24 protein-coding genes are annotated in these 22,844 nt (G+C 65.2%); 8 read left to right on the top strand and 16 right to left on the bottom strand.

What is annotated here, in order from left to right:
• The first annotated feature begins 21 nt into the window (after positions 1-21).
• Positions 22-933, top strand: coding sequence for a D-alanyl-D-alanine endopeptidase (gene pbpG, locus ACWPW0_RS22665; RefSeq protein WP_454256628.1), 912 nt, complete (start codon positions 22-24; stop codon positions 931-933).
• A gap of 166 nt (positions 934-1,099) precedes the next feature.
• On the top strand, positions 1,100-1,570 hold the full coding sequence (locus ACWPW0_RS22670; protein WP_454256629.1) for a DUF2388 domain-containing protein: 471 nt from the start codon (positions 1,100-1,102) through the stop codon (positions 1,568-1,570).
• A gap of 29 nt (positions 1,571-1,599) precedes the next feature.
• On the opposite strand, the gene ACWPW0_RS22675 is transcribed toward ACWPW0_RS22670, so the two are convergent.
• The 4 genes from ACWPW0_RS22675 to ACWPW0_RS22690 all read right to left on the bottom strand — a co-directional run bounded on the left by ACWPW0_RS22675 (position 1,600) and on the right by ACWPW0_RS22690 (position 6,006).
• Complete coding sequence (locus ACWPW0_RS22675; protein WP_454256630.1) at positions 1,600-2,946, bottom strand: glutamine synthetase family protein; 1,347 nt, start codon at positions 2,944-2,946, stop codon at positions 1,600-1,602.
• 81 nt (positions 2,947-3,027) lie between these two features.
• Positions 3,028-3,585: a helix-turn-helix domain-containing protein gene (locus ACWPW0_RS22680; protein ID WP_447595326.1), complete on the bottom strand. Its 558-nt coding sequence runs from the start codon at positions 3,583-3,585 to the stop codon at positions 3,028-3,030.
• A 92-nt stretch (positions 3,586-3,677) separates the two neighbouring features.
• Entirely contained in the window at positions 3,678-4,964 is a 1,287-nt protein-coding gene (locus ACWPW0_RS22685; protein WP_454256631.1) for an NAD(P)/FAD-dependent oxidoreductase, read from the bottom strand.
• 145 nt (positions 4,965-5,109) lie between these two features.
• Positions 5,110-6,006, bottom strand: coding sequence for a LysR substrate-binding domain-containing protein (locus ACWPW0_RS22690; protein ID WP_454256632.1), 897 nt, complete (start codon positions 6,004-6,006; stop codon positions 5,110-5,112).
• 178 nt (positions 6,007-6,184) lie between these two features.
• On the opposite strand from ACWPW0_RS22690, the gene dkgB reads away from it, so the two are divergent.
• The 3 genes from dkgB to ACWPW0_RS22705 all read left to right on the top strand — a co-directional run bounded on the left by dkgB (position 6,185) and on the right by ACWPW0_RS22705 (position 7,921).
• Positions 6,185-6,985 carry a 2,5-didehydrogluconate reductase DkgB gene (gene dkgB, locus ACWPW0_RS22695; RefSeq protein ID WP_454256633.1) on the top strand — a complete coding sequence of 267 codons (801 nt, stop codon included), beginning with the start codon at positions 6,185-6,187 and terminating at the stop codon, positions 6,983-6,985.
• 160 nt (positions 6,986-7,145) lie between these two features.
• Positions 7,146-7,451: a putative quinol monooxygenase gene (locus tag ACWPW0_RS22700; protein ID WP_454256634.1), complete on the top strand. Its 306-nt coding sequence runs from the start codon at positions 7,146-7,148 to the stop codon at positions 7,449-7,451.
• 44 nt (positions 7,452-7,495) lie between these two features.
• Entirely contained in the window at positions 7,496-7,921 is a 426-nt protein-coding gene (locus tag ACWPW0_RS22705) for a GNAT family N-acetyltransferase (RefSeq protein ID WP_447595336.1), read from the top strand.
• A gap of 403 nt (positions 7,922-8,324) precedes the next feature.
• Here ACWPW0_RS22705 and ACWPW0_RS22710 read toward each other — a convergent pair whose 3' ends face one another.
• The 10 genes from ACWPW0_RS22710 to ACWPW0_RS22755 form a co-directional block, all read right to left on the bottom strand.
• Positions 8,325-9,656 carry an OprD family porin gene (locus tag ACWPW0_RS22710; protein WP_454256635.1) on the bottom strand — a complete coding sequence of 444 codons (1,332 nt, stop codon included), beginning with the start codon at positions 9,654-9,656 and terminating at the stop codon, positions 8,325-8,327.
• 118 nt (positions 9,657-9,774) lie between these two features.
• Complete coding sequence (locus ACWPW0_RS22715; RefSeq protein WP_447595340.1) at positions 9,775-11,127, bottom strand: MFS transporter; 1,353 nt, start codon at positions 11,125-11,127, stop codon at positions 9,775-9,777.
• Positions 11,128-11,315: 188 nt separating this feature from the next.
• Positions 11,316-12,326, bottom strand: a complete 1,011-nt coding sequence (dmpG, locus tag ACWPW0_RS22720) for a 4-hydroxy-2-oxovalerate aldolase (RefSeq protein WP_454256636.1) — start codon at positions 12,324-12,326, stop codon at positions 11,316-11,318.
• Between the two features lie 2 nt (positions 12,327-12,328).
• The gene (locus ACWPW0_RS22725) at positions 12,329-13,264 is read right to left on the bottom strand and encodes an acetaldehyde dehydrogenase (acetylating) (RefSeq protein ID WP_454256637.1); all 936 of its coding nucleotides are present in this window, start codon (positions 13,262-13,264) and stop codon (positions 12,329-12,331) included.
• A 33-nt stretch (positions 13,265-13,297) separates the two neighbouring features.
• Complete coding sequence (locus ACWPW0_RS22730) at positions 13,298-13,498, bottom strand: 2-hydroxymuconate tautomerase family protein (protein ID WP_447595346.1); 201 nt, start codon at positions 13,496-13,498, stop codon at positions 13,298-13,300.
• 16 nt (positions 13,499-13,514) lie between these two features.
• On the bottom strand, positions 13,515-14,318 hold the full coding sequence (dmpH, locus tag ACWPW0_RS22735; protein ID WP_454256638.1) for a 2-oxo-3-hexenedioate decarboxylase: 804 nt from the start codon (positions 14,316-14,318) through the stop codon (positions 13,515-13,517).
• A gap of 11 nt (positions 14,319-14,329) precedes the next feature.
• Positions 14,330-15,112 (bottom strand): 2-oxopent-4-enoate hydratase, encoded by a 783-nt coding sequence (gene dmpE / locus ACWPW0_RS22740; RefSeq protein WP_454256639.1) that lies wholly within the window; start codon positions 15,110-15,112, stop codon positions 14,330-14,332.
• An 11-nt stretch (positions 15,113-15,123) separates the two neighbouring features.
• Entirely contained in the window at positions 15,124-16,584 is a 1,461-nt protein-coding gene (locus tag ACWPW0_RS22745; protein ID WP_447595352.1) for a 2-hydroxymuconic semialdehyde dehydrogenase, read from the bottom strand.
• 25 nt (positions 16,585-16,609) lie between these two features.
• Positions 16,610-17,314 carry a class II aldolase/adducin family protein gene (locus ACWPW0_RS22750; protein WP_454256783.1) on the bottom strand — a complete coding sequence of 235 codons (705 nt, stop codon included), beginning with the start codon at positions 17,312-17,314 and terminating at the stop codon, positions 16,610-16,612.
• A complete protein-coding gene (locus ACWPW0_RS22755; RefSeq protein WP_447595356.1) occupies positions 17,314-18,174 on the bottom strand; it encodes a VOC family protein in 861 nt (286 codons plus the stop codon). The genes ACWPW0_RS22750 and ACWPW0_RS22755 overlap by 1 nt, the downstream gene beginning before the upstream one ends.
• Positions 18,175-18,281: 107 nt before the next feature.
• Between ACWPW0_RS22755 and ACWPW0_RS22760 the strand changes: the two genes are divergently transcribed.
• Both ACWPW0_RS22760 and ACWPW0_RS22765 read left to right on the top strand, forming a co-directional pair.
• Positions 18,282-19,190 (top strand): LysR family transcriptional regulator, encoded by a 909-nt coding sequence (locus tag ACWPW0_RS22760; RefSeq protein ID WP_454256640.1) that lies wholly within the window; start codon positions 18,282-18,284, stop codon positions 19,188-19,190.
• A 136-nt stretch (positions 19,191-19,326) separates the two neighbouring features.
• Positions 19,327-19,854 (top strand): REP-associated tyrosine transposase, encoded by a 528-nt coding sequence (locus tag ACWPW0_RS22765; RefSeq protein WP_447595360.1) that lies wholly within the window; start codon positions 19,327-19,329, stop codon positions 19,852-19,854.
• A gap of 146 nt (positions 19,855-20,000) precedes the next feature.
• Here ACWPW0_RS22765 and trpA read toward each other — a convergent pair whose 3' ends face one another.
• Positions 20,001-20,810, bottom strand: a complete 810-nt coding sequence (gene trpA / locus ACWPW0_RS22770; protein WP_454256641.1) for a tryptophan synthase subunit alpha — start codon at positions 20,808-20,810, stop codon at positions 20,001-20,003.
• Positions 20,810-22,036: a tryptophan synthase subunit beta gene (gene trpB, locus ACWPW0_RS22775; RefSeq protein ID WP_447595364.1), complete on the bottom strand. Its 1,227-nt coding sequence runs from the start codon at positions 22,034-22,036 to the stop codon at positions 20,810-20,812. Before trpB ends, trpA begins: the two co-directional genes overlap by 1 nt.
• A 138-nt stretch (positions 22,037-22,174) precedes the next feature.
• On the opposite strand from trpB, the gene ACWPW0_RS22780 reads away from it, so the two are divergent.
• Positions 22,175-22,843 (top strand): DUF3592 domain-containing protein, encoded by a 669-nt coding sequence (locus tag ACWPW0_RS22780; RefSeq protein WP_447595365.1) that lies wholly within the window; start codon positions 22,175-22,177, stop codon positions 22,841-22,843.
• Position 22,844 lies beyond the last annotated feature (1 nt).

Here is a 22,844-nt window from a genome sequence, read left to right on the forward strand (position 1 = left end):
TTTATTCAGTGAATCGTCATCATGAATATTCGTCGCCCCCTCGTCAGCCTTGCGCTGGCCTGCCTGGTTTTCAGCGCTTCGGCCCAGGCCAAGGAAATCCCCGCCAGCAAACAGGAACTCGCCTCCGGCAGTGCCTTGCTGATCGACCTGAAGACCGATCAGGTTCTCTACTCCAGCAATCCGAATCTTGTCGTGCCGATTGCTTCGGTCACCAAATTGATGACGGCCATGGTCACCCTCGACGCCAAGCTGCCGATGGATGAACAGCTGCCCGTGGTGATTCGCGACGTCAAGGAAATGCGCGGCATCTACTCGCGCGTGCGCCTGAACAGCGAACTCAGCCGCCGCGACATGTTGCTGCTGACCCTGATGTCCTCGGAAAACCGCGCTGCTTCGAGCCTGGCCCACCACTACCCAGGCGGCGTGCCGGCGTTCGTCTCGGCGATGAATGCCAAGGCCCGCGCCCTGGGCATGACCTCGACCCGTTACGCCGAACCCACCGGCCTGTCGGAAAGGAACGTGTCCAACGCCAGCGACCTGGTCAAGCTGCTCAAGGCCAGCCAGCAGTACCCGCTGATCGGCCAGTTCAGCAGCACCGGTGAACACACCCAGGCCTTCCGCAAACCCAACTACACCCTGGGCTTCCGCAACACCAACGCCCTGGTGCACAAGGCCGACTGGAACATCCAGCTGACCAAGACCGGCTTCACCAACGCCGCCGGTCACTGCCTGGTGATGCGTACCACCATGAACGGCCGCCCGGTGGCCTTCGTGGTGCTCGACGCCTTCGGCAAATACACCCACATGGCCGACGCCAGCCGCCTGAAAAAGTGGCTCGAAACCGGTCGCGTGCAACCCGTGGCCCCCGCCGCCCTGGCCTACAAGCAGCAGAAACTGGCCGAGCGTGCGCGCACCATGCAGGCCTCGCAGTAAGCGTCGGCTAGCCGCACAAAAAGCCCGGCTCGATGCCGGGCTTTTCATTTCTGTGGGTCATCGGCCCGGGATGTGACCGGGCGCTGCGTTCTGTTGGCCACGTTCCTTTAGATTCCGCACCGGCGCCAGGAAGGCGCCCTTTGCCATGCCTTCAGGAAGAACATTTATGGCCACAGCATCACGACTACTCACGCTGCGACACCTGGCCGGGCTGCTTGCCCTGTCTGCCAGCCTGCATGCGCAGGCCACCATACCGAGAGAGTTTCTCGGCTATGACACCAACATTCCGATAACTGCGCAGACTACTGTAGAGAGTCTCTTTAACCACGGTGAGGGCTGGCAAACCACGTTACTGCCAGTAGGCACGGTATTGGATCTCGTGTTGTCGGGTTACATCTGCCTGCACCTCAGCGGCGAGTGGACCACGGAAATTTTCGCGGGCGCAGAGAAAAAGATCGTTGCAGCCCAAGACGACGCCGCCATGTACCTGGCGACGCAGGGCACCCACCAGGGCGTGCGCCTGGAGTCCGCCATCGAGCATCTGCGTCGGTTCCCCGTGTTCGAAACCTACTCGCACAAGGACCTGAGCGAACTGATCCTGCTGGTGTCTGTGCCGACGACCGACGGCGACGCATAGGCAGGCAGAGCCCGCACCATAAGCACCGACTACAGAAACCAGCGGTACTCGCGCGCACTGACTTCGTTCATGAAGTCCAGGTGATCGTGGCGCTTGTTCTCGCAGTAGACGAACACGAACTCGCCACCCAGCTTCTCCCGTACCACCGGGTGCGCCTCCATGGCCGCCACGGCGGTGAGCATGTCCTTGGCAAAGGGCACGCCGCTGTGGCGATCATCGTTGAGTGAGGCGATGGGTTCGCGGGCGTTGTCCAGGCCGTACTCCATGGCGCTGAGAATGGCCGCCAGGACCAGATACGGGTTGGCGTCGGCACCGGCCAGGCGGTGTTCGATACGCAGGTTGCGGCCATCGGACTCGGGGATGCGGATGCACGCGTCGCGGTCCTCGAAACCCCAGCTGGCCTGGCTCGCCGCGTTGACCCGCGAGCCGTAGCGGCGATAGGCGTTGTGGTTGGGGGCGAAGATCGGCATGCAGTGCGGCAGCAATTCCAGGCAACCGGCCACCGCATGGCGCAGCGGGCGCTGCTGGTCGCCATCGAGCAGGTTGTTGCCAGCGGCGTCATACAGGCTGACATGCACATGCATGCCGCTGCCCGGCGCCTGCAGGTAAGGCTTGCTCATGAAGCTGGCACGGTAGCCGTGCTGCATGGCCACGCCCCGGGTGCTGCGGCAGAACAGGGCCGCCTGGTCGGCGGCGTGCAGGCCATCGGCGCAGTGGGCGAAGTTGATCTCGAACTGGCCGGGGCCAATCTCGGCGGTGATCACGTTAGCATCCACGCCCTGCTCACGGGCCGTCTCGACCATATCGTGGAGCACCCCGGAAAAACGCGTCAGGCGCTCGATGTGCATGTTCGGCTGGTCGTCTTCGTCACCGGTCAGCGGGTCTCGCGGGAACTGCGGCAGGCCGTTTTCCAGCTTGCGGTCGAACAGGTAGAACTCCAGCTCGAAGGCCACCACCGGGTGGATGCCGCGCTGTTCCAGGCGTTGCAGGACGCGGGCGAGTACTTCGCGCGGCTCGAACTCGATGGGCGCGTCGGTGCCATCGGTGCTGATCAGCATCTGCCCCAGCAACGGCTTCTCCCAGCGCACCGGCTTGAGCGTGCCAGGAATCAGCCGCCGTGACGCGTCCGGGTCACCGTCGTTGAAGCAGTAGTCGCCAATCGGGTGCAGGCCGCCCTGGGCACCGAGCAGCACACTGTTCTGCGGCAACTTCAATGGACTGCCGCTGGCGACCTTTTCCAGCATATCGACCGGGTAACGCTTGCCGTAGAAATGCCCGGGAATGTCCAGGCAAATCAGCTCCACGTAACGCACGTCGGGGTACTGGGCGCGGAAGGCGCGAACTTCACTGAGCAGGTCGGGGAAAGCGGCGGTCATGTTCTTGTCCTTGTCATCAATGCCGGGCGGGTCGCAAGCCGCGCCAGGCCAGGACCGTGCGCAGCGGAATCTGGCCGAACGTCAGGTGAAGACCCAGAGCACCCGGGTCGGTGAATCGGAAAGGTTGGCGTAGCGGAACTGCGCATGCGGCGGCAGCTGGAAGCTGTCGTTGCGGCCGAGCACGACCGGCTCGGCATCCTCGCCGTACCACACCGTCAGTTCGCCTTCGAGGACGAAGCCGCCCTGCTCCGAGCTGTCATCGAGGTGCCCATCACCACTGGTGGCACCGGGTTCGAGCAGGCTGTCGAGCATGGAGAAGCCGCCGGATAACGTCGGCGAGGCCAGCATGTCGGTGATGCCACCGGCGTAGTACAAGGTGCGCCGCTCCTGGGGCCGGGTCACCCAGCGCACCTCGCGCGGCTTGCTCAGGCTATAGAAATAGGTGGTCGGCACGCCGAGCGCTTCGCTGATCGCCGTGAGATCGGCCACGGTCGGGCGCGACAGACCGCGCTCGACCTGGGAGAGAAAGCCCACCGAACGGTCGATGCGTTCGGCCAGCTCACCGAGGGTGACGTTCTTGTGCTTGCGCAGATCGCGCACCAGGATCGCCAGTCCTTCGATTTCGTCCTGCTTGTCCATCGTGAATCCTTGTCGATAACCATGGGTGGAAGACACCTTGGCCCGCCACCGCTGTTCTCGCCGACCAGTGATCCCACCCGTCGGCCTCGTTGTCAGACGCTGTCACGCAAGCGGTACCAGGCCTTGCCCACCGCCTCGATGGGCGCCCGCAATACGTCGCCGCCGGGAAAGCGAGGGTTGTCGAGGGCCTGGTACAGGTTGAGCAGGCGATCCTCGCCGAGGATCGCATCGCTCACCGCGCGGGCGGCGGCCAGGGTCGGCAGGATGCCGTGGCCGGAGAAACCCTGTAGCCAGTAACGCTGGCCCTGGCGCCCAACATCTGGCGTGCGGTGCATCGTGCAGTCGATATGCCCGCCCCAGCCGTAGTCGATCGGTACCCCGCGCAGCTGCGGGAACACGCGCTCCAGATAAGGCCGGGTAGCGGCGGCGACATCCTTGGGAATGCCGCCCAGGTAGGTGCAGCCACCGCCGAACAGCAGGCGGTTATCCGGGGTGACACGGAAGTAATCGGGCACGAACTGGTTGTCGATGGCACAGGTGCCGCGCGGGAACAGCGAGCGTGACAGCTGCGGGTCCAGCGGCGCGGTGGCGACCTGATAGGAGCCGACCGGCAGCAGGCGTTTCGACAGGCTGCGGTCGAGGCCATCGATGTAGGCGTTGCAGGCCAGCACCAGCACGTCAGCATGGACCTCGCCCTGGGTGGTGCGGGCAACGAAGCCCTCGGCCGTTTCACGGTAGTCGAGCACCTGGCTCTGTTCGTAGATGCGCCCCCCGGCCTGTTCGATGGCGCTGGCCAGGCCCTGGGCCAGCTTCAGCGGGTTGAGGTGCGCGGCGCCAGCGTCGTACAGGGCGGCGAGGTAACGCGGGCTGGCGATCCACTGCGGCAACTCTTCGCGGGGGATGAAGCGCAGGTGCTCGTAGCCCCACTTGTGCACGGCGTCGTCGAGGTTTTCCTGGAGCAGGCGCACCCGGCGCGGCAACACGGCGGTGTAGATCGCACCGCGTCGGTAATCGATATCGAAACCATGGCGTTGCGGCAGATCGCGCATTTCCTCGGCGGCCCAGACCATGCTGTCCCACAACTGGCGGGCGCCCTCCAGGCCCAGGGCCTTTTCCAGCGGCGGCATGTCGCACGACCAGCCCGGCAGCGCCTGCCCGCCATTACGCCCTGACGCGGCCCAGGCCACGCGGCTGGCCTCCAGCACGGTGACGCTCTTGCCGGACAGGGCCAGGCGCAGGGCGGTGTGCAGGCCGCTGAAGCCGCCACCGATGATCAAAATGTCGCGATCTTCGCGGCCCTCGAGGCGCGGCCGTAGCGGAATCTGACCGTAGGTGCCGGCGTAATAGGTGCCGACATGCTGGGCTGACTGCTTGAACATGGGCGCTCCATGAAAATTCTTCTTATAGATTTCATGAAAAACTACACCATTTATTTCATAAGGCCAATCGCGCTCACGCTATGACGCCGCGAATCGATACGTATCCGTCGCCCTCTCCCCGATTCGCCAGACCGTATCCAAACGCTCAGTGCCGCTCAGGTCGCAGACGTTCGCTGACGTAATCGAGGAAGCAGGTGATGCGCGCCGCCAGCGCGGTGTTGCGGTAATACACCGCGTGAATCGGCTGCACCACCTCCACCGTCTGCGCCTCCAGCACCTGTACCAACCGGCCCTGCTGCTGGTCGGCCAGGGTCATGAAATCGGCCAGGCAGCTCAGGCCCTCGCCCGCCAGGGCCAACTGACGCAAGGTCTCGCCACTGGACGCAGACAGGCTGGGGTTGATCGACCAGCGCTCGCCCAGGGCATGGCGCAGCGGCCACTGGTTGAGCGAATCCGGTTGGGTGAAGCCGAGCAGGCTGTGCCCGCCCAGGGCCTCGACCGTGGTCGGCACGCCATGGCGCTGCAGGTAGTCCGGGCTGGCCAGCACGCGCAGGCGACTGCTGCACAGTGGCCGGGCATGCAGGGTCGAATCGCGCAGGGTGCCGATACGGATGGCGACATCGGTGCGCTGTTCGATCAGGTCGATGATCTGGTCGCTGCTGTGCAGTTCCAGTTCGATCTCCGGGTACAGCGCGCGAAAGCCCGCCACCAGCGGCACGATCACATGCAGCATGAACGGCGAGGCGGCATTGACCCGCAACCGCCCGGCCGGCCGCTGCCGACGCAGGGCCATCTGCTCTTCGGCCTCCGCGACGCTGGCCAGGATGCGCCGGGCCTGGGTCAGGAACACGCGGCCCTCCTCCGTCAACTCCAAGCGGCGCGTCGTGCGTTGCAGCAGGGTGACGTCGAGCTTGTCCTCCAGACGACTCAACGCGCGGCTGACACCGGAAGCGGTCTGCCCGAGGTGTTCGGCGGCAGCGCTGATGGAGCCGCTGTCGATCACAGTAGCGAACGCCTGTAACTCATCGAGGGTGGTTTTCATGGGGATACCTGTGTGGGCCGCCGACGGATTCGTGACCCTGCGTCAATTATCTTTGGCTTGATACTGTCTTTTTCCGCATGAGTCTGGCGAGGAAACTGCGCCTCATCAACGACAACACTGTCCAAAGCACGTCGGCCGACATCGGCGGCCACCGATCCCTCATCACAGGAGCACCCCCATGCAGATTCCCGCCTTCGGCCTTGGTACCTTCCGCCTGCAGGGCCAGCAGGTCATCGACTCGGTTCGCACTGGCCTGGAACTGGGCTATCGCCACATCGACACTGCGCAGATCTACGGCAACGAAGCCGACGTCGGCCAAGCCATTGCCGAAAGCGCGGTGCCGCGCAGCGAGTTGTTCGTCACCACGAAGATCTGGATCGACCACCTCAATCACGACGCCCTGATCCCCAGCCTGCGCGAGAGCCTGGATAAGCTGCGCCTGGAACAACTCGACCTGACGCTGATCCACTGGCCGGCGCCGAACGACGCCATTCCCGTGGCCGAATACATGGCGGCGCTGCTGCAAGCCAAGCAACAGGGCCTGACCCGCGCCATCGGCATTTCCAACTTCACCAATGCCCAGGCGCAGCAAGCCATCGACGCAGTCGGTGCAGCCGAAATCGCCACCCATCAGGTGGAAATCCACCCCTTCCTGCAGAACCGCAAGGTGGTGGCGTTCGCCGAGCAGCAGGGCATTCACCTGACCGCCTACATGCCGCTGGCCTACGGCAAGGTGATGAGCGAGCCGCTGCTGCAACGCATTGCCGCCGCCCATGGCGTCACCCCGGCGCAGGTCGCCCTGGCCTGGCTGCTGCAGCGTGGCATTGCAGTGATTCCGTCCTCGACCAAGCGCGCCAACCTGGCCAGCAACCTGGCTGCCCAGGCGCTGCGCCTGAGCCCGGAAGACATGGCCGCCATCGCCACCCTCGAACGCGGAGAGCGCCTGGCCAACCCGGATTTCGCCCCCCACTGGGACTGATCATCCCCGCCGCCGTGGCGTGCTGCGGCGGCCTGTTCGAGGCGCTGCTGGCCATGCACGACGCGGGCGTGCAGCATACCGCCGCAGAAACCCTGGAAGCGCTCGCCGCCTTCGTCCAGCCCCATTTCCATGACCCCACGCCCACCCCGGAGACTGCCCGATGATCGACGTCATTGCTGAAATTCGTACCGCCCCTGGCACCCGCCAGCACGTGCTGGATGCCATCCACGCCAACCTGCCCGCCGTGCTCGCCGAAGCCGGTTGCCTGGCCTACCGGCCCAGCCTGGACCTAGCCAGCGGTCTCGACAGCCAGCACCAGGACACCGACAGCCTGGTCATCCTCGAGCAATGGCAGAGCCTGGAACACCTGCATGCACACCTCGCCACGCCGCACATGCAGGCCTACCACCGCCAGGTGGCGGACTGGGTGATCGCCGTGCGCCTGCGGGTGCTGGGCGCAGCCTGAGCCGTGCGCTAGGGTATGGGCCACAGCCCTCAAGGACAGCCCGCATGCCGACCATTCGCGATGCCCGCCCACAGGATGCCCATAGCCTGAACGCCCTGCTCGCCGCCCTCGATTACCCCGGTACCGAGCGCTTCATCGAAGCCCGCCTCGCGCAGTTGCTGGCCCACCCGGACGAACGCCTGCTGGTGGCGGAAGACGAGGGCCGGGTGTTGGGTTTCATCTCCCTGCACTTCATCGTGCAACTGGCGTTGCCCGGCGACTTCTGCCGCATCAGTTACTTCTGCGTGGCGGACGAAGCCCGCAGCCTGGGCATCGGCGCGGCCCTGGAGCAGGCAGCCGAGCGCCTGGCCCGCGAGCGCGGCTGCGACCGCATCGAACTGCACTGCGCCAGCCGCCGCAGCGATGCGCACCGTTTCTACTTTCGCCAGGGTTACGAGGAATCGCCCAAGTACCTGATGAAGCGGTTGTAACAAACCAGCCAGCAGGCATAGGACCCAGGGGCTATCGACGGTTCGATATGGAGGGCCGGATCGAGGCAGGTGCGGACGTTCGACTTTTGCGCTTCATGACGCGCCGATTGGTGGGCTGAAGCCCACCCTACGCGGGGTTCAGGTTCTGTAGGGTGGGCTTCAGCCCACCAACTGCGGTGTTCGCAATTGCCTCAGAGAAGCCCGTTTTATGGGCTGGATTGGCAATAGATTCCCTTCCGATTCAATGAGTTGAAGATAAACGTCAACCGCCTCTAGGTTGTCGTGTGCACCAAGCAGGCCGCAGCGCACAGCGCGTGGCCCATGCCACGAGGCAGCCAATGGACCCGCCACGACCAGGCATGAAAAAGCCGGCATCGGCCGGCTTTCTCATTACGCACGTCCGTCAGAACAACGGCAGGGTGTAAGTGATGTACAGGCGGTTCTCGTCCAGGTCACGCTGGGCAGCGTAGGTGCTGCGCAGCGAGGCGTTGCGCCAGGACACACCGAGGCCCTTGAGTGTTTCACCCTGGAAGGCGTAGTTGACCCAGAAGTTGCGCTCCCACTCATGGGCATCGCCCCGCACCGACTTGATGTGATCACCACGCTGGTAGGCCAGCAGGGTGGTCAGCCCGGGAATGCCGACCTGGGCGAAGTCATAGGTGTGCTGGGCAACCCAGGTGCGCTCGCCGGCTTTCTGGAAGCGCGCGCCGGTCTGGCGGTCGGTGATCAGGTAGGTGGCCGAACCATCGCCCTGGTTGACGAAGGGGAAGTCGCTGCTGCCGCTCATGTGCTGATAGCCGATGCCGAAGCCATGACCGGCCAGGCTGTAGGTGAACAGGCCGGACAGTACGCGGTTGTCGATCTTGCCATCGTTGTTGAAGCCGGCGCTGCGGTAGCCCGCCAGGCGTCCTTCGGTGCTGCCGCTGCGGCCCGAAGCGCCGCTGTCGAAGAAGCGCAGGTCGCTCTTCAGGCTGCCCACCGGCAGTTGGTACTGATGCACCAGGCCGACGAAGTGCTGGCGGTAGAAGTCCTTCAGCTCGCCGTAGTAGTACTGCAGGGTCAGCGCTTTGCTGAGGCTGTAGTCGATGCCGGCAAAGTTGAACTCGTTGCTGCGCTTGCCCACCGGCCCGCCGGCACCGGCAATCGCCATGCCCTCGTTGCTCGACGAGTTACGGCTCTTGACCCGCTGGATCTGCCCACCGGTCAGGGTCAGGTTGTCGAAGTCACGCGAGGTCACCTGCAGGCCCTCGAAGGTTTCCGGCAACAGGCGACCGTCGTTGAGCACCAGCACCGGCATACGCGGGCGCAGCGTGCCCAGGCGTGCTTCGGTCTTGGCCACGCGCACCTTGGCGGTCACGCCCAGGGTGCTGAATTCGCTCACCGCACGGCCGTCGCTATCGGTCGGGAAGACCATGCCGGCCCGGTTGGTGCTCTCGGGGTTGTAGTGGCGACCCTTGCCCGAGTCCAGGCGCAGGCCGAGCATGCCCAGGGCATCGACACCGACACCCACGGTGCCTTCGGTGTAGCCGGAGGTGAAGTCGAACAGGAACCCCTGGCCCCACTCTTCCATCTTCGACGGCTTGGCGCTGCCGCTGCGGTTGTCCTGGTTGAAGTAGATGTTGCGCGCTTCCAGGCGCGCATGGGCATCCTCGATCAGCCCGGCGGCCTGGGTGGCGAGGGGCAGTGCAGCAAGGGCGAAGGCGCCGAGAATGAGCGGCTGACGATTGCGGGACATGATGTTCTCCGTGGCTTTCTTGTAGTTGTCGCGGATGTTGTCGCGGTAAAAAAAGCCGGGCGCGGACAAGCCGCTCCCGACACCGCTCCCGTGGGAGCGGCGGGTTGGCAAGGCGGAATCAGGCGCTGGTGGCGGGTGCGCCGGCGACCGGTTTGCGGCGGCTCACGCTGAGCCGGTAGAGCACGAAGATGGCGGCAGAGCCCACCAGCACCGGCAGCGCCAGCCAGGTGAAGAACACCTGGGAAGTGCCCGCCGCGGCGATCAACCAGGCGCCGAGCATCGAGCCGACGATGGAGCCGAAGCGGCCGTTGGCCATCGCCCAGCTCACCCCGGTGACGCGGGCGGCGGTCGGGTAGATGGTGGCGGAGACCAGGTTCAGGCCGTTCTGCGCCCCGGCCACACCGAAGCCAATGAGGAACACGGCGGCGGCCAGTTGGTAGATATCGCCCATCAGGTAGCCGGTCGCGCCGATCACCACGGCGGCGCCGAGGTAGGACAGGGCCAGCACGCGGTACGGGCCGACACGGTCCATCAGCAGGGCCATGAGGATCGCGCCGATGGTCCCGCCCAGCGGCACCATGGCACCGATGCGCGAGGCATGGACGATGTCGTAGCCGGCATCCTTGAGGATGGTCGGCAGCCAGCTGGTCAGGAGGTAGAACACGAACAGCGAGCAGAAGAACGCCACCCACAGCAGCAGGGTGCGGATCGCACGGCCTTCGATGAACAGGTGCGAGATCGGCGACTTGACCTCGACCGGGCGCTCGTCATCGATGATGGTCACGCCGGCCCAGCTCTTGCCGGTGATGCGTTCGACCACCTTGCGCAGGGCATCGGCGTGTTTCGGGCTGGACGCCATGAAGCGTACCGACTCGGGCATCAGCCAGGCCAGCAGCGGCAGCATCGCCAGCGGCACGACGCCACCGAGGATCAGCACGCCACGCCAGCCGAACGCCGGGATGATCTGCCCGGCGAGCATGCCGCCCAGGGCCAGGCCAGCGGTGAAGCCGCTCCAGCTCAGGGTCACCATGATCATCCGTCGACGCGCCGGCGAATATTCCGAGCTGAGGGTGATGCAGGTGGGCATCGCGCCGCCCAGGCCAATCCCGGTGATGAAGCGCAGGATGGTCAGCGACTCGATCGAGTGGGTGTAGGCCGAGGCCAGGGTGCCGGCGCCGAACACCAGTACCGAAACCAGCAGCACGCGTTTGCGGCCGATGGCATCGGCCACCGGGCCGAACACCAGGCTGCCGACCAGCAGGCCGAACAGACCGGCACCGAAGGCCGGGGACAACTGGGCCGGCAGCAGGCCCCATTCCTCGCGCAGGGACGGTGCGATGTAACCGATGACCGCTGTGTCGAAACCGTCCACCAGGACGATCAGGAAGCACAGGGTGAGGATGATGATCTGGTACGGCGATATCTTCGCGTTGTCGATGATCTCGCCAATTCTGGCGGTGTTCTGAGTCATGGTGTATCCCCTTTTATTAGGCTTGTCTGGGGTTGTAAGGGCAGTGCAAGGCGGTGCATTTTTCAGGGCCTAGTGGGGATCTCGCGCGCGAGGTGAAACGGCAGCGGTGCGCAGTTTACGAGCTGTAACCACACATGCCGAGGCCGTTTCATCGGCGTCCTGCCGACGCGGGCAGATCCCCTTCGGTATCAGCGTCGAGTCAGGTCCAGGGCCACATCGACGATCATGTCCTCCTGGCCGCCGACCATCTTGCGGCGACCCAATTCGACGAGAATGTCCACGGTGTTGAGGCCGTAGCGCTTGGCCGCGATTTCGGCATGGCGCAGGAAGCTGGAGTACACACCGGCGTAGCCCAGGGCCAGGGTTTCGCGGTCTACGCGTACCGGGCGGTCCTGCAGCGGGCGGACGATGTCGTCGGCGGCGTCCATCAAGGTGTAGAGGTCGGTGCCATGGTTCCAGCCCAGGCGCTCGGCGGCGGCGATGAATACCTCCAGCGGCGCGTTGCCGGCACCGGCACCCATGCCGGCGAGGCTGGCGTCGATACGGTCGCAGCCCTCTTCCACGGCGGTGATCGAGTTGGCCACGCCGAGGCTGAGGTTGTGGTGCGCGTGCATGCCGAGCTGGGTTTCCGGCTTGAGCACGGCGCGGAAGGCACGCATGCGCTCACGGATGTCCTGCATGCTCATCGCGCCACCGGAGTCGGCCATGTAGATGCAGGTGGCGCCGTAGCTCTCCATCAGCTTGCCCTGCTCGGCGAGTTTTTCCGCCGGCAGCATGTGGCTCATCATCAGGAAACCGACGGTGTCCATGCCCAGCTCACGGGCGTACTCGATGTGCTGGCGCGAGACGTCTGCCTCGGTGCAGTGGGTGGCCACGCGCACGGTGCGGGCACCGGCGTTGTAGGCATCCTTGAGGTCGTGCACCGTGCCGATGCCCGGCAGTAGCAGGGTGGCGATGCTGGCGTGGCTGATCACGTCGGCCACGGCTTCGATGTATTCGAGGTCCGAGTGCTTGCCGAAGCCGTAGTTGAAACTGGAGCCTTGCAGGCCATCGCCGTGGGCGACTTCGATGGAGTCGACCTTGGCCTTGTCCAGCGCGCGGGCGATGTCCTGGGCGTTCTGCAGCGTGTACTGGTGACGGATGGCATGACTGCCGTCACGCAGGGTCACGTCGGAGATGTAGAGCTTCTTATGGGTCATGGTCAGGCCTCCACGAGCCGGGTAGCGGCGATGCGCTCGGCGCAGGCCATGGCTGCCGAGGTCATGATGTCGAGGTTGCCGGCGTAGGCTGGCAGGTAGTGGGCGGCGCCTTCGACTTCGAGGAATACCGAGGTCTTCAAGCCGCTGCGCAGGCCGAGGCCGGGCACGTTGACCGGCTGGTCCTCGGGGATCACCTCGAACTGCACCTGCTGCTTGAGGCGATAGCCCGGCACGTAGGCCTGCACGGCCTTGACCATGTCCAGGATCGAGCGCTCGACGGCGGCCTGGTCGGCGTTCTCCGACAGCACGAACACCGTGTCGCGCATGATCAGCGGCGGCTCGGCCGGGTTGAGGACGATGATCGCCTTGCCCTTCTCGGCGCCGCCAAGTTTCTCGATGGCGCTGGAGGTGGTCTCGGTGAATTCGTCGATGTTGGCGCGGGTGCCCGGACCGGCAGACTTGCTGCTGATCGAGGCGACGATCTCGCCGTAATGCACCTTGGCCACACGCGACACCGCCGCGACCATCGGGATGGTTGCCTGGCCCCCGCAGGTGACCATGTTGATGTTCGGCGCATCCAGCTCGGCATCGAGGTTGATCGCCGGGATGGTGTAGGGGCCGATGGCCGCCGGAGTCAGGTCGATGACCTTGACGCCGTGCTCCTGCAGCAGCGTGTTGTGGCGCGCATGGGCGCCGGCACTGGTGGCATCGAAAACGATGCGGATGTCCTTGAACCCGGGCAGGGCCAGCAGGCCCTCGATACCGCCGGCCGTGGTGGCCACGCCGAGACGCTCGGCACGGGCCAGGCCGTCGGAAGCCGGATCGATGCCGACCATGGCGCCCATTTTCAGGTGCTTGCCGTGGCGCAGGATCTTGATCATCAGGTCGGTGCCGATATTGCCCGAGCCGATGATGGCGACGCTGATTGGATTACTCATTGTTATCGTCCTGTCGTTGCACGCGACGTGGGGTCAGGCGTTTCCGCGCCGGCGTTCGGCGAGGGTCTTGCCGCCAGCGGCCCACTGGGTGTCGGGGATTTCCTGGAGCAGCACGCGCACGCTCTCGACCGGAACCTCGAGGCTGTCGGCGATGGCCTGGGTGACGTTGACCAGCAGCGCGTGTTTCTTCTCTTCGCTGCGGCCTTCGGTGATGTGGATCATGGCGATAGGCATGCTCGTGATCTCCTGATCAGCCTTGGCTGGACGAGGTAAAGCGCATGGAGACGCTGCCCAGGTGCTGGTAGCGCACGGTGACGTTGTCGCCAGCCTCGACCGCGATGGCCTCGGTGATGCCGCCGGTCATGATGAAGGTGCCCGCCGGCAGTTCGCGGCCCTTGGCGCCAAGCATGTTGGCCAGCATGGCCACGCTCTGCGCCGGGTGGCCGAGCACGGCGGCGCCGGCGCCAGTGGCGACCACTTCGCCGTTCTTCTCCATCACCACGCCCAGGCATTTCAGGTCGATGCCCTGCACATTGGCCATCTGCCCGCCGGTGACGAAACGTGCCGAAGAGGTGTTGTCGGCGATCACGCTCTTGAGGTCGAAGCGGAAGTTCTCGTAGCGTGAGTCGATCACCTCGACCGCCGGCAGGATGAAGTCGGTGGCCGCCAGCACGTCGCCGATGTGGCAGCCCGGGCCTTTCAGCGGGTGCTTGAGGACGAAGGCAATCTCCGCCTCGACCTTGGGATGGATCAGCCCGTCGACGTCGATGGCCGCGCCGTCCAGGCAGGAGCCGTAGTCGGTGATGAAGCCGTGGATCGGGTCGGTGACGCCCATCTGCTTCATCTTGGCGAAGGAGGTCAGGCCCATCTTCAGGCCGGCGATGCGCACGCCACGGGCTTCCTTGCGTGCACGGATAGCGTCCTGAATGGCGTAGGCGTCTTCCCAGTCCATGTCCGGGTAGGCGTCGGTGATCTTGGCCACCGCAACGCGGTTCAGCTCGGCGTTTTCCAGGTGTTCGGCCAGTTCGGCGATGGTTGCTGCAGAAAGATTCATGGGGTTTTCCTTCAAACGAAGCGGACGGAGGCAGAGCCGATGCCGCCGAGGCTGATACGCAATTGGTCACCGGCCTGCACCGCCACCATGGCCGCCAGGGAACCGGAGAGAATGACTTCGCCCTTGTTCAGGCCGATGCCGAGCTGGCCGAGGGTGTTGGCCAGCCAGGCCACGGCGTTGGCCGGATGACCGAGGGCCGCGGCGCCGGCGCCGGTGGCGACCACCTCGCCGTTCTTTTCCAGGGTCATGCCGACGCAGGCCAGGTCGACGTCACGCGGGTCGACACCCTGGTCGCCGAGGACGAAGGCGCCGGCCGAAGCGTTGTCGGCCACGGTGTCCTGAATGCGGATCTTCCAGTCACGGATGCGCGAGTCGACGATCTCGAAGCACGGCATCACGTAGGCGGTGGCGCGCAGCACGTCGGCCACGGTGATGCCCGGGCCGCGCAGGTCGTCCTTGAGCACGAAGGCGATCTCGCCCTCGGCCTTGGGTGCGATCAGGCTGTCGATGGCGATGCTCGCGCCGTCGGCATAGAGCATGTCGGTGAGCAGATGGCCGAAGTCCGGCTGGTCGACGCCGAGCATGTCCATCACCACCTTGCTGGTGACGCCGATCTTCTTGCCGACCACGCGCTCGCCAGCATCCAGACGCGGCTGGATCATCGCCAGCTGCACCTGATAGGCCTGCTCCAGGGTCATGTCCGGGTTGGCGTCGGTCAGCGGCGCCAGCGCCTGGCGGTTGCTCAGGGCCTGGTGCAGTTGCTGGCCGATGCCTTGGATATCTTGTGGGTTCATCAGGGCGCTCCTTACAGGCGTACGCAGACGTTGCGCAGCTCGGTGTAGAACTCCAGGGAGTGCACACCGCCTTCACGGCCGATGCCCGACTGCTTGGCGCCACCGAAGGCGGTGCGCAGGTCACGCAGGAACCACGAGTTGATCCAGCAGATGCCGACATCCAGCGCGCTGCCCAGGCGGTGGGCGACCTGCAGGTCGCTGGTCCACACGCTGGCGGCCAGGCCGTACGGCGTGTCGTTGGCCAGGCGCACCACTTCTTCCTCGGTGTCGAACGGCGCGATGTGGCAGCACGGGCCGAAGATTTCTTCGCGCACCACGGCCGAGCTTTCCGCCAGACCGGTCCAGATGGTCGGCTCGAACCAGGCGCCTTCGGCCAGGTGCTCGGGGACCTGCGGGATACCGCCGCCATGCACCACGGTGGCGCCATCGGCGACTGCCTGGCGGCAGTAGGAGAGGATCTTCTCGCGGTGGCCGAGGGAGATCACCGGGCCCATGGTGGTGTCGTGGGCATTCGGGTCACCGACCTTGATGCCTTCGGCGTGAGCCTTGAACGCGGCGACGAAGCGCTCGAACAACGGACGCTGCACATAGATGCGCTCGGTGCCCAGGCACACCTGGCCGCTGTTCTCGAAGACCGCGCGGGCCAGGCCTTTGACGGTCTTTTCCAGGTCGGCGTCGGCGAACACGATGCCGGCGTTCTTGCCGCCCAGCTCCAGCGACACCGGGCGGATGCCCTTGGCGGCGGCCTTCATGATCACTTCACCGGTACCGGTTTCGCCGGTGAAGGTCACGCCATCGACCTGCGGGTGCGAGGTGAGGAAGGCGCCGGCCGAGTCCGCGCCGAAGCCATGCACCACGTTGTATACGCCCGGCGGTACGCCGGCTTCGTTCATCACTTCGCCGAGCAGGGTCGCGGTGGCCGGGGTTTCTTCCGACGGCTTGACCACCACGGTGTTGCCGCAGGCCAGGGCCGGGCCGACCTTCCAGGTCATCAGCAGCAGCGGCAGGTTCCACGGGCAGACCACGGCGATCACGCCACGTGGGGCGCGCACGGCGTAGTTGACGGCCTTGCCGCCGTCCGGGGTGTCCATGACGAAGCTTTCGGTGGGCACGTTCTTGAACAGGTCAGCGAAGACCTTGAAGTTGGCCGCGCCACGCGGAATGTCCAGGTGCCCGGCCAGGTGGCTGGGCTTGCCGGTGTCGGCCACTTCGGCGGCGACGAATTCGGCATGGCGACGCTCGATGCCATCGGCCACCTTGTGCAGCAACGCCATGCGCTGGGCCACGGTCATCGAGCCCCATGGGCCGTTCAGCGCGGCGCGCGCGGCACGCACGGCGGCGTCGACTTCGGCTTCGCCGGCTTCGTGGACCAGGCCGATGACACTGTTGTCGGCCGGGTTGCGGTTCTCGAAGGTACGGGTGCTGCTGACCCACTCGCCGTTGATGAAGTGGCGGAATTCTTGCGCAGGCATGGCTGTGTTCCTCTGTTTCTCTTTTCTAGTTTGTTGGGTCGCCGGCTTCCGGATCGCCCGCCGTGAGGTACTCCCACATGCGTTCGAAGATCCGGCCGCTACGGGTCGCGCGTTGGGCACAGGCGTCGGCGTCGAGCAGCGGACCCTGCTCGGCCAGGCCGGCGCTGCGCAGTTGCAGTTCGATGCGTGCGGCGTCTTCCAGGTACCAGGTCAGGGTCAGCGCCTCGACCAGCGAATCACCGACGACGATGGCGCCGTTGCCGCGCATGGCCAGGGCCTTGCCCGTGCCGAACAGATCGGCCAGGGCGCTGGCCTGGGCGTCGCTGCGCAGCAGTTGCACGTCGTCCCACAGCGGGATCGACGGTTGGAAATAGCTGCCCATGCCGTGCCGCGGCTGCGGCGTGAGCCCGGCGCAGGACAGCGCCATGACCTGCGCCGGCATGCTGCGGATCACCGCGCCGATATCGGCACGACGACGGTAGAGCTGCTGGTGGATGCGCACTTCGCCGAGCACGCATTCGGGCAGCTCGCCGTCGACCGGCACCACGATGCCCGGCTCACCCGGCGTGATCAGGCCCATCGGTTGCGGCGCGCAGACCAGGAAGTGCTGTGCGTCCAGGCGCAGGCTGCAGTGGCCGTAGGCATGAGCCAGGCCGGCACGGCCCAGGGCTCGCGCCGCCAGGCGCACCTCGCGCTGCTGCGCGGCGCTGGGGATTGGCAGGGCGTTCATCATTTGAACTCCGGGATATCGGGCTTCGAGCCCCACATGCAGAAGCCTTCCGGAATCGCCGGGAACTGCCGCGGCTGATGAGTCGCCTCGTCTTCGGCGCGGATATGGCTGACCCCGGTGGAGTACTCGTAGGTCATGCCGTCCGGTCCCTCGAAATACAGGAACATCGCCCCGGAGGTCGGGTGGCGGCCAGGGCCGAAGAGAATCTTGATGCCGCGATCGCGCAGGAAGTAATACGCGCGCATCACGTCGTCGATGCTTTCCACCTGGTGGTTGATGTGCTGCACACCCGGATGGGCCGACGGAAACAGGGCGATCTTGTGGTGGATCTCGTCGATGCGCAGCAGCGGCGCCTCGCCGATCCGGTCGCTGACCCTGGCGTTGGCCAGGCGGGTCCAGAACAGCTCGTCACGCGCGGCATTGGTCGTGCGCAGGCCGATGTGGCTGAAACCGGTGATGCCGGCATCGCGACTCGGGAAATAACGCGGACCGCTGGCCCGTGGGCGCAACACCAGCTCGATGTTGTTGCCACTCGGGTCCTGGAAGCGAATCAGGTCGTTGACGTAGCGCACTTCCGCGTCTTCGCGGGAGCCCTGGATAACCTTGAACTCATTGCTCTCGAGCAATACGGCGGCGTGTTCCAGTTCTTCCGACGAGGTGACCTCGAAGGCTGTGGTGGTCTCGCGCGGGTCGCCTTCGTAGTAGCACAGCGTGTGGTCGCGGCTGTCGGAACGGAAGTAGACGGCGCCATGGGCTTCGCGGACGACCTGCAGACCGAGGATCTGCGTGGCGTAGCGGCGGGCTTCATCGAGGTTCGCGGTGCCCAGGCGCACATAGCGAATATCGTGCAGGTTGATCATGAGGAGTTGCCTTGGGATTTATTTTTGTCTGGACGGCATCCTCGCGGCGGGCGATAAATAACAGAAGCAAATTTTCTTTATTCACACTATCTGATTTGGTTATACCGATGCGCACCGACCTCAACCTGCTCCGCATCCTCCTGGCCGTGTACGAGACCGGCAACGTCACGGCGGCGGCGAAACAACTGGGCATCAGCCAGCCCGCCGCCAGCGCGGCCCTGGCACGCTTGCGCCACTCCCTGGACGACCCGTTGTTCATCCGCACGGGCACGGCGATGGAGGCCACGCCACGGGCCCAGGGCATCATCGAGCGCACCCGCGAGGTGATCGAGATCATCGACCGCGACATCCTCACCAGCCCGACCTTCGACCCAGCCACCAGCGAACATGAATTCGTTTTCTGCCTGAGCGAAGTGGGCGAAGTGGTGTTCCTGCCGGCGCTCTTCGAGCGCCTGCGCCAGGCCGCGCCCCATGCGCGAGTACGCACCATCAGCCTGGCACCCGAGGACCTCACCGAGAGCCTGCACGAAGGCCGGGTCGACTCGGTCCTGGGTTACTTCCCCGACCTCACGGCCCCCAACATCTACCAACAGCGGTTGTTCTCCCACAACCTCGCGTGCCTGATCCGCAGCGACCATCCGCTGGCCGGCAAGCCCCTGTCACTGGAGGCGTTCTGTGCCCTGGAACACCTGCAGGTGCGCGACGGCAGCCGCCGCCAGGAAATGTTCGAAGCACACCTGGCCAAGGCCGGCATCCGCCGCAACATCGTGCTGCAGACCTCGCACTACATGAGCGTGCCGTCGATCATCGAACGCTCCGACCTGGTCGTGGTACTGCCGCGCACGGTGGCCAACCTGTACACGCACCGGCTGGGCGTGAGCATCGTCGAGCCGCCCATCGACATGCCGCCGTACGACCTCAAGCACTACTGGCACGCGCGCTTCCACAAGGACCCGCGCAGCGTCTGGCTGCGTAGCCTGATCGCCGAACTGTTCATGAGCGATACGGTGGGCTGAAGCCCACCCTACAACCCGCCTTTCACGTAGGGTGGGCTTCAGCCCACCGTGTCATTGATGTATCGATACATCGTTCCAAACATCTTCACACGACCTACACTTCCCACTCACTGACCTACTAGGCAAAGGATTGCCCATGTCCAACTACCGACGCGATCGGCTGCCAGGCGGCAGCTATTTCTTTACCGTCACCCTCGCCGACCGCTCTTCCACCCTGCTGGTGGATGCCATCCACGACTTGCGCCAGGCCTATGCCACGGCAATGCGGCAGTTGCCGTTCACCACCGACGCGATCTGCGTGCTCCCCGACCACCTGCACGCGATCTGGACACTACCGGAGGGCGATAGCGCCTACTCGCAACGCTGGAGCCTGATCAAAAGTGGCTTTTCCCGGGCACTGCCGGCAGCCACGCAGCGTGACGCAAGCAAGGCCAGGAAACGCGAGAAGGGCATCTGGCAGCGCCGCTTCTGGGAACACCGCCTCCGTGACGATGACGACTTCGCGCGGCATGCCAATTACATCCACTACAACCCGGTCAAACACGGGCTGGTGGCGCGGGCTAGGGATTGGCCGTATTCCAGTTTCCACCGCTATGTCGAGCGCGGGGTGCTTGAGCCGGATTGGTGCGGGAATGGGGATGTTGATGAAGACCTGGGGGAGTGAGGTCGTGGGGATGATGGGCGGGGGCGCGGTGGATCGGTGGGCTGAAGCCCACCCTACGCCCCCCTACGCCCGCCCACCATGAGCCGTAGGGTGGGCCGGGCGGCGCCCCGCTTCAGCCCACCACACCGGCACCCCGTCAACGTGCTTTAACGGCGAGCGCCGCGCACACCTTCGGCCAGTTCGGCGCACAGGCCGAGCACGCCGTCGATGGCCTGCTGGTCGGTGTCGGCCTTGGCGATCTGGTCGATCAGCGCCGAGCCGACCACCACGCCATCGGCCAGGCGGGCGATGGTTGCCGCGTGTTCCGGGGTGCGGATGCCGAAGCCGATGCTGATCGGCAAATCGGTGTGGCGACGCAGGCGCGCCACCGCTTCCTGCACGTGTTCCAGGGTCGCCGAACCGGAGCCGGTCACACCCGCCACGGAGACGTAGTAGACAAAGCCCGAGCTGCCGTTGAGCACAGTGGGCAGGCGCTTGTCGTCGGTGGTCGGGGTGGTCAGGCGGATGAAGTCGATGCCCGCGGCCTGGGCCGGGTCGCACAGGTCGGCATTATGCTCCGGCGGCACGTCGACCACGATCAGGCCATCGACACCCGCTTCCTTGGCATCGGCGACGAAGCGCTCGACCCCGTACTTGTGGATCGGGTTGAAGTAACCCATCAGCACCAGCGGCGTGGCCTGCTCGTCCTTGCGGAATTCGCGGACCATCTGCAGCGTCTTGATCAGGTTCTGCTTGCCGGCCAGGGCACGGATGTTGGCCAGCTGGATCGCCGGGCCATCGGCCATCGGGTCGGTGAACGGCATGCCCAGTTCGATCACGTCGGCGCCGGCTTTCGGCAAGCCCTTGAGGATCGCCAGCGAGGCATCGTAATGCGGGTCGCCGGCGGTGACGAAGGTCACCAGGGCGGCGCGGTTCTGCTCTTTCAGCGCGGCGAAGCGGCTCTGCAAACGGCTCATCAGTTGTTCTCCGACTTGGACAGGTCGAGGTGGTGCATCACGGTCTGCATATCCTTGTCACCGCGGCCGGACAGGTTGACCACCATCAGGTGATCCTTGGGCAGGGTCGGTGCGCGCTTGAACACTTCGGCCAGGGCGTGGGCGCTTTCCAGGGCCGGGATGATGCCCTCGAGGCGGCAGCACTGGTGGAAGGCAGCGAGGGCTTCATCGTCGGTCACCGAGGTGTATTCGACGCGACCGATATCGTGCAACCAGGCGTGCTCCGGACCGATGCCGGGGTAGTCGAGGCCGGCGGAAATCGAGTGGGCGTCGATGATCTGGCCATCGTCGTCCTGCAGCAGGAAGGTGCGGTTGCCGTGCAGCACGCCCGGCACGCCGCCGTTCAGGCTGGCCGCATGCTTGCCGGTCTCGATGCCATGGCCGGCGGCTTCGACGCCGATGATCCGAACGTCCTGGTCATCGAGGAACGGGTGGAACAGGCCCATGGCATTGGAGCCACCGCCGATGCAGGCAACCAGACTGTCGGGCAGGCGGCCTTCCTTCTCGGCGAGCTGCTCGCGGGTTTCCTTGCCGATCACCGCCTGGAAGTCGCGGACCATCGCCGGGTACGGGTGCGGGCCGGCCACGGTGCCGATCAGGTAGAAGGTGTTGTGCACGTTGGTCACCCAGTCGCGCAGCGCTTCGTTCATCGCGTCCTTGAGGGTGCCGGTGCCGGCGGTGACCGGGATCACCGTGGCGCCCAGCAACTTCATGCGGAACACATTGGCCTGCTGCCGGTCGATGTCGGTGGTGCCCATGAAGATCACGCATTCCATGCCGAACCGCGCGGCCACGGTGGCGGTGGCCACGCCGTGCATGCCGGCGCCGGTCTCGGCGATGATGCGTTGCTTGCCCATGCGCTTGGCCAGGAGGATCTGGCCGATGCAGTTGTTGATCTTGTGCGCGCCGGTGTGATTGAGCTCTTCGCGCTTGAGGTAGATCTTCGCCCCGCCGCAGTGCTCGGTCAGGCGTTCGGCGAAGTACAGCGGGCTGGGCCGGCCCACGTAGTCACGCTGGAAGTAGGCCAGCTCTTCGAGGAACGCCGGGTCGGCCTTGGCCTTCTCGTACTCGGCGGCTAGGTCGTGGATCAGCGGCATCAGGGTTTCGGCGACGTACTGACCGCCGAACGAACCGAACAGACCGGTGGCGTCGGGACCGTTGCGATAGGAATTCTGTGAACCAGGCATGGCGGGCATCCGTGGGGTTGGGCTGACAATGGCGGCCAGTCTACGACTGGACAGCGCAGTGAAAAAACCGATAATTGCGCACAAACATGTGAGTTTTAATCAACTTTTAAGCGACAACACAAGCAACGGAGTGTCCCGATGAAAATGCGTTGGCTCTGGCTGTTTCCGGCCATCGGCATCCTGCTTATCGCCATTGCGGTGGTGATTCAAGTGGTCAGATTACGTGATGAAAGCGCCATGAGCCGTACCACCGGTCAGGTTATCGATATCGCGGGTGGCTGCCCAACCGTTGAGTTTTCAACCCAAAGTGGGCAGACCCGGACATACCGCTCCAACACCTGCAGCACGCCACCACGCTTCGACATCGGCGATGCCGTGCCGATGTTCTACAACCCCGACAAGCCGAGTGATGCGCGCCTCAACAGCTTCGTCGACAACTGGCTGGGCAGCCTGATCGTCGGCGGCATCGGCGCGGTATTCACCCTGCTCGGTTCGCTGTTCGTCCTGCCCTCTCTGCTCTCTCGTCGTCGCGCCGCCGCGTTGGCGGTCACCGGTCAGGCCGTGTTCGCCGACCTCGCCGAGGTTCGCCTCAACGACTCGCTCAGCGTCAACGGTCGCAGCCCCTGGCGCATCTATGCCCAGTGGCAGAACCCGGCGACCGGCAAACTGCACATGTTCAGCAGCGAGAACATCTGGTTCGATCCCACGCGCTACCTGCCAGAGCAACAGGTGCGCGTGCTGATCGACCCGCAGAACCCCAAGCGCTACAGCATGGACATCAGCTTCCTGCCCGAGCTGGCGGACTGAC

This window comes from Pseudomonas sp. Marseille-Q8238 (assembly GCF_965111915.1).

Bases quoted from the DNA above. Each gene is read 5' to 3' on its own strand.
- pbpG (WP_454256628.1), top strand. From the start codon at position 22: ATGAATATTCGTCGCCCCCTCGTCAGCCTTGCGCTGGCCTGCCTGGTT.
- ACWPW0_RS22670 (WP_454256629.1), top strand. From the start codon at position 1,100: ATGGCCACAGCATCACGACTACTCACGCTGCGACACCTGGCCGGGCTG.
- ACWPW0_RS22675 (WP_454256630.1), bottom strand. From the start codon at position 2,946: ATGACCGCCGCTTTCCCCGACCTGCTCAGTGAAGTTCGCGCCTTCCGC.
- ACWPW0_RS22680 (WP_447595326.1), bottom strand. From the start codon at position 3,585: ATGGACAAGCAGGACGAAATCGAAGGACTGGCGATCCTGGTGCGCGAT.
- ACWPW0_RS22685 (WP_454256631.1), bottom strand. From the start codon at position 4,964: ATGTTCAAGCAGTCAGCCCAGCATGTCGGCACCTATTACGCCGGCACC.
- ACWPW0_RS22690 (WP_454256632.1), bottom strand. From the start codon at position 6,006: ATGAAAACCACCCTCGATGAGTTACAGGCGTTCGCTACTGTGATCGAC.
- dkgB (WP_454256633.1), top strand. From the start codon at position 6,185: ATGCAGATTCCCGCCTTCGGCCTTGGTACCTTCCGCCTGCAGGGCCAG.
- ACWPW0_RS22700 (WP_454256634.1), top strand. From the start codon at position 7,146: ATGATCGACGTCATTGCTGAAATTCGTACCGCCCCTGGCACCCGCCAG.
- ACWPW0_RS22705 (WP_447595336.1), top strand. From the start codon at position 7,496: ATGCCGACCATTCGCGATGCCCGCCCACAGGATGCCCATAGCCTGAAC.
- ACWPW0_RS22710 (WP_454256635.1), bottom strand. From the start codon at position 9,656: ATGTCCCGCAATCGTCAGCCGCTCATTCTCGGCGCCTTCGCCCTTGCT.
- ACWPW0_RS22715 (WP_447595340.1), bottom strand. From the start codon at position 11,127: ATGACTCAGAACACCGCCAGAATTGGCGAGATCATCGACAACGCGAAG.
- dmpG (WP_454256636.1), bottom strand. From the start codon at position 12,326: ATGACCCATAAGAAGCTCTACATCTCCGACGTGACCCTGCGTGACGGC.
- ACWPW0_RS22725 (WP_454256637.1), bottom strand. From the start codon at position 13,264: ATGAGTAATCCAATCAGCGTCGCCATCATCGGCTCGGGCAATATCGGC.
- ACWPW0_RS22730 (WP_447595346.1), bottom strand. From the start codon at position 13,498: ATGCCTATCGCCATGATCCACATCACCGAAGGCCGCAGCGAAGAGAAG.
- dmpH (WP_454256638.1), bottom strand. From the start codon at position 14,318: ATGAATCTTTCTGCAGCAACCATCGCCGAACTGGCCGAACACCTGGAA.
- dmpE (WP_454256639.1), bottom strand. From the start codon at position 15,112: ATGAACCCACAAGATATCCAAGGCATCGGCCAGCAACTGCACCAGGCC.
- ACWPW0_RS22745 (WP_447595352.1), bottom strand. From the start codon at position 16,584: ATGCCTGCGCAAGAATTCCGCCACTTCATCAACGGCGAGTGGGTCAGC.
- ACWPW0_RS22750 (WP_454256783.1), bottom strand. From the start codon at position 17,314: ATGAACGCCCTGCCAATCCCCAGCGCCGCGCAGCAGCGCGAGGTGCGC.
- ACWPW0_RS22755 (WP_447595356.1), bottom strand. From the start codon at position 18,174: ATGATCAACCTGCACGATATTCGCTATGTGCGCCTGGGCACCGCGAAC.
- ACWPW0_RS22760 (WP_454256640.1), top strand. From the start codon at position 18,282: ATGCGCACCGACCTCAACCTGCTCCGCATCCTCCTGGCCGTGTACGAG.
- ACWPW0_RS22765 (WP_447595360.1), top strand. From the start codon at position 19,327: ATGTCCAACTACCGACGCGATCGGCTGCCAGGCGGCAGCTATTTCTTT.
- trpA (WP_454256641.1), bottom strand. From the start codon at position 20,810: ATGAGCCGTTTGCAGAGCCGCTTCGCCGCGCTGAAAGAGCAGAACCGC.
- trpB (WP_447595364.1), bottom strand. From the start codon at position 22,036: ATGCCTGGTTCACAGAATTCCTATCGCAACGGTCCCGACGCCACCGGT.
- ACWPW0_RS22780 (WP_447595365.1), top strand. From the start codon at position 22,175: ATGAAAATGCGTTGGCTCTGGCTGTTTCCGGCCATCGGCATCCTGCTT.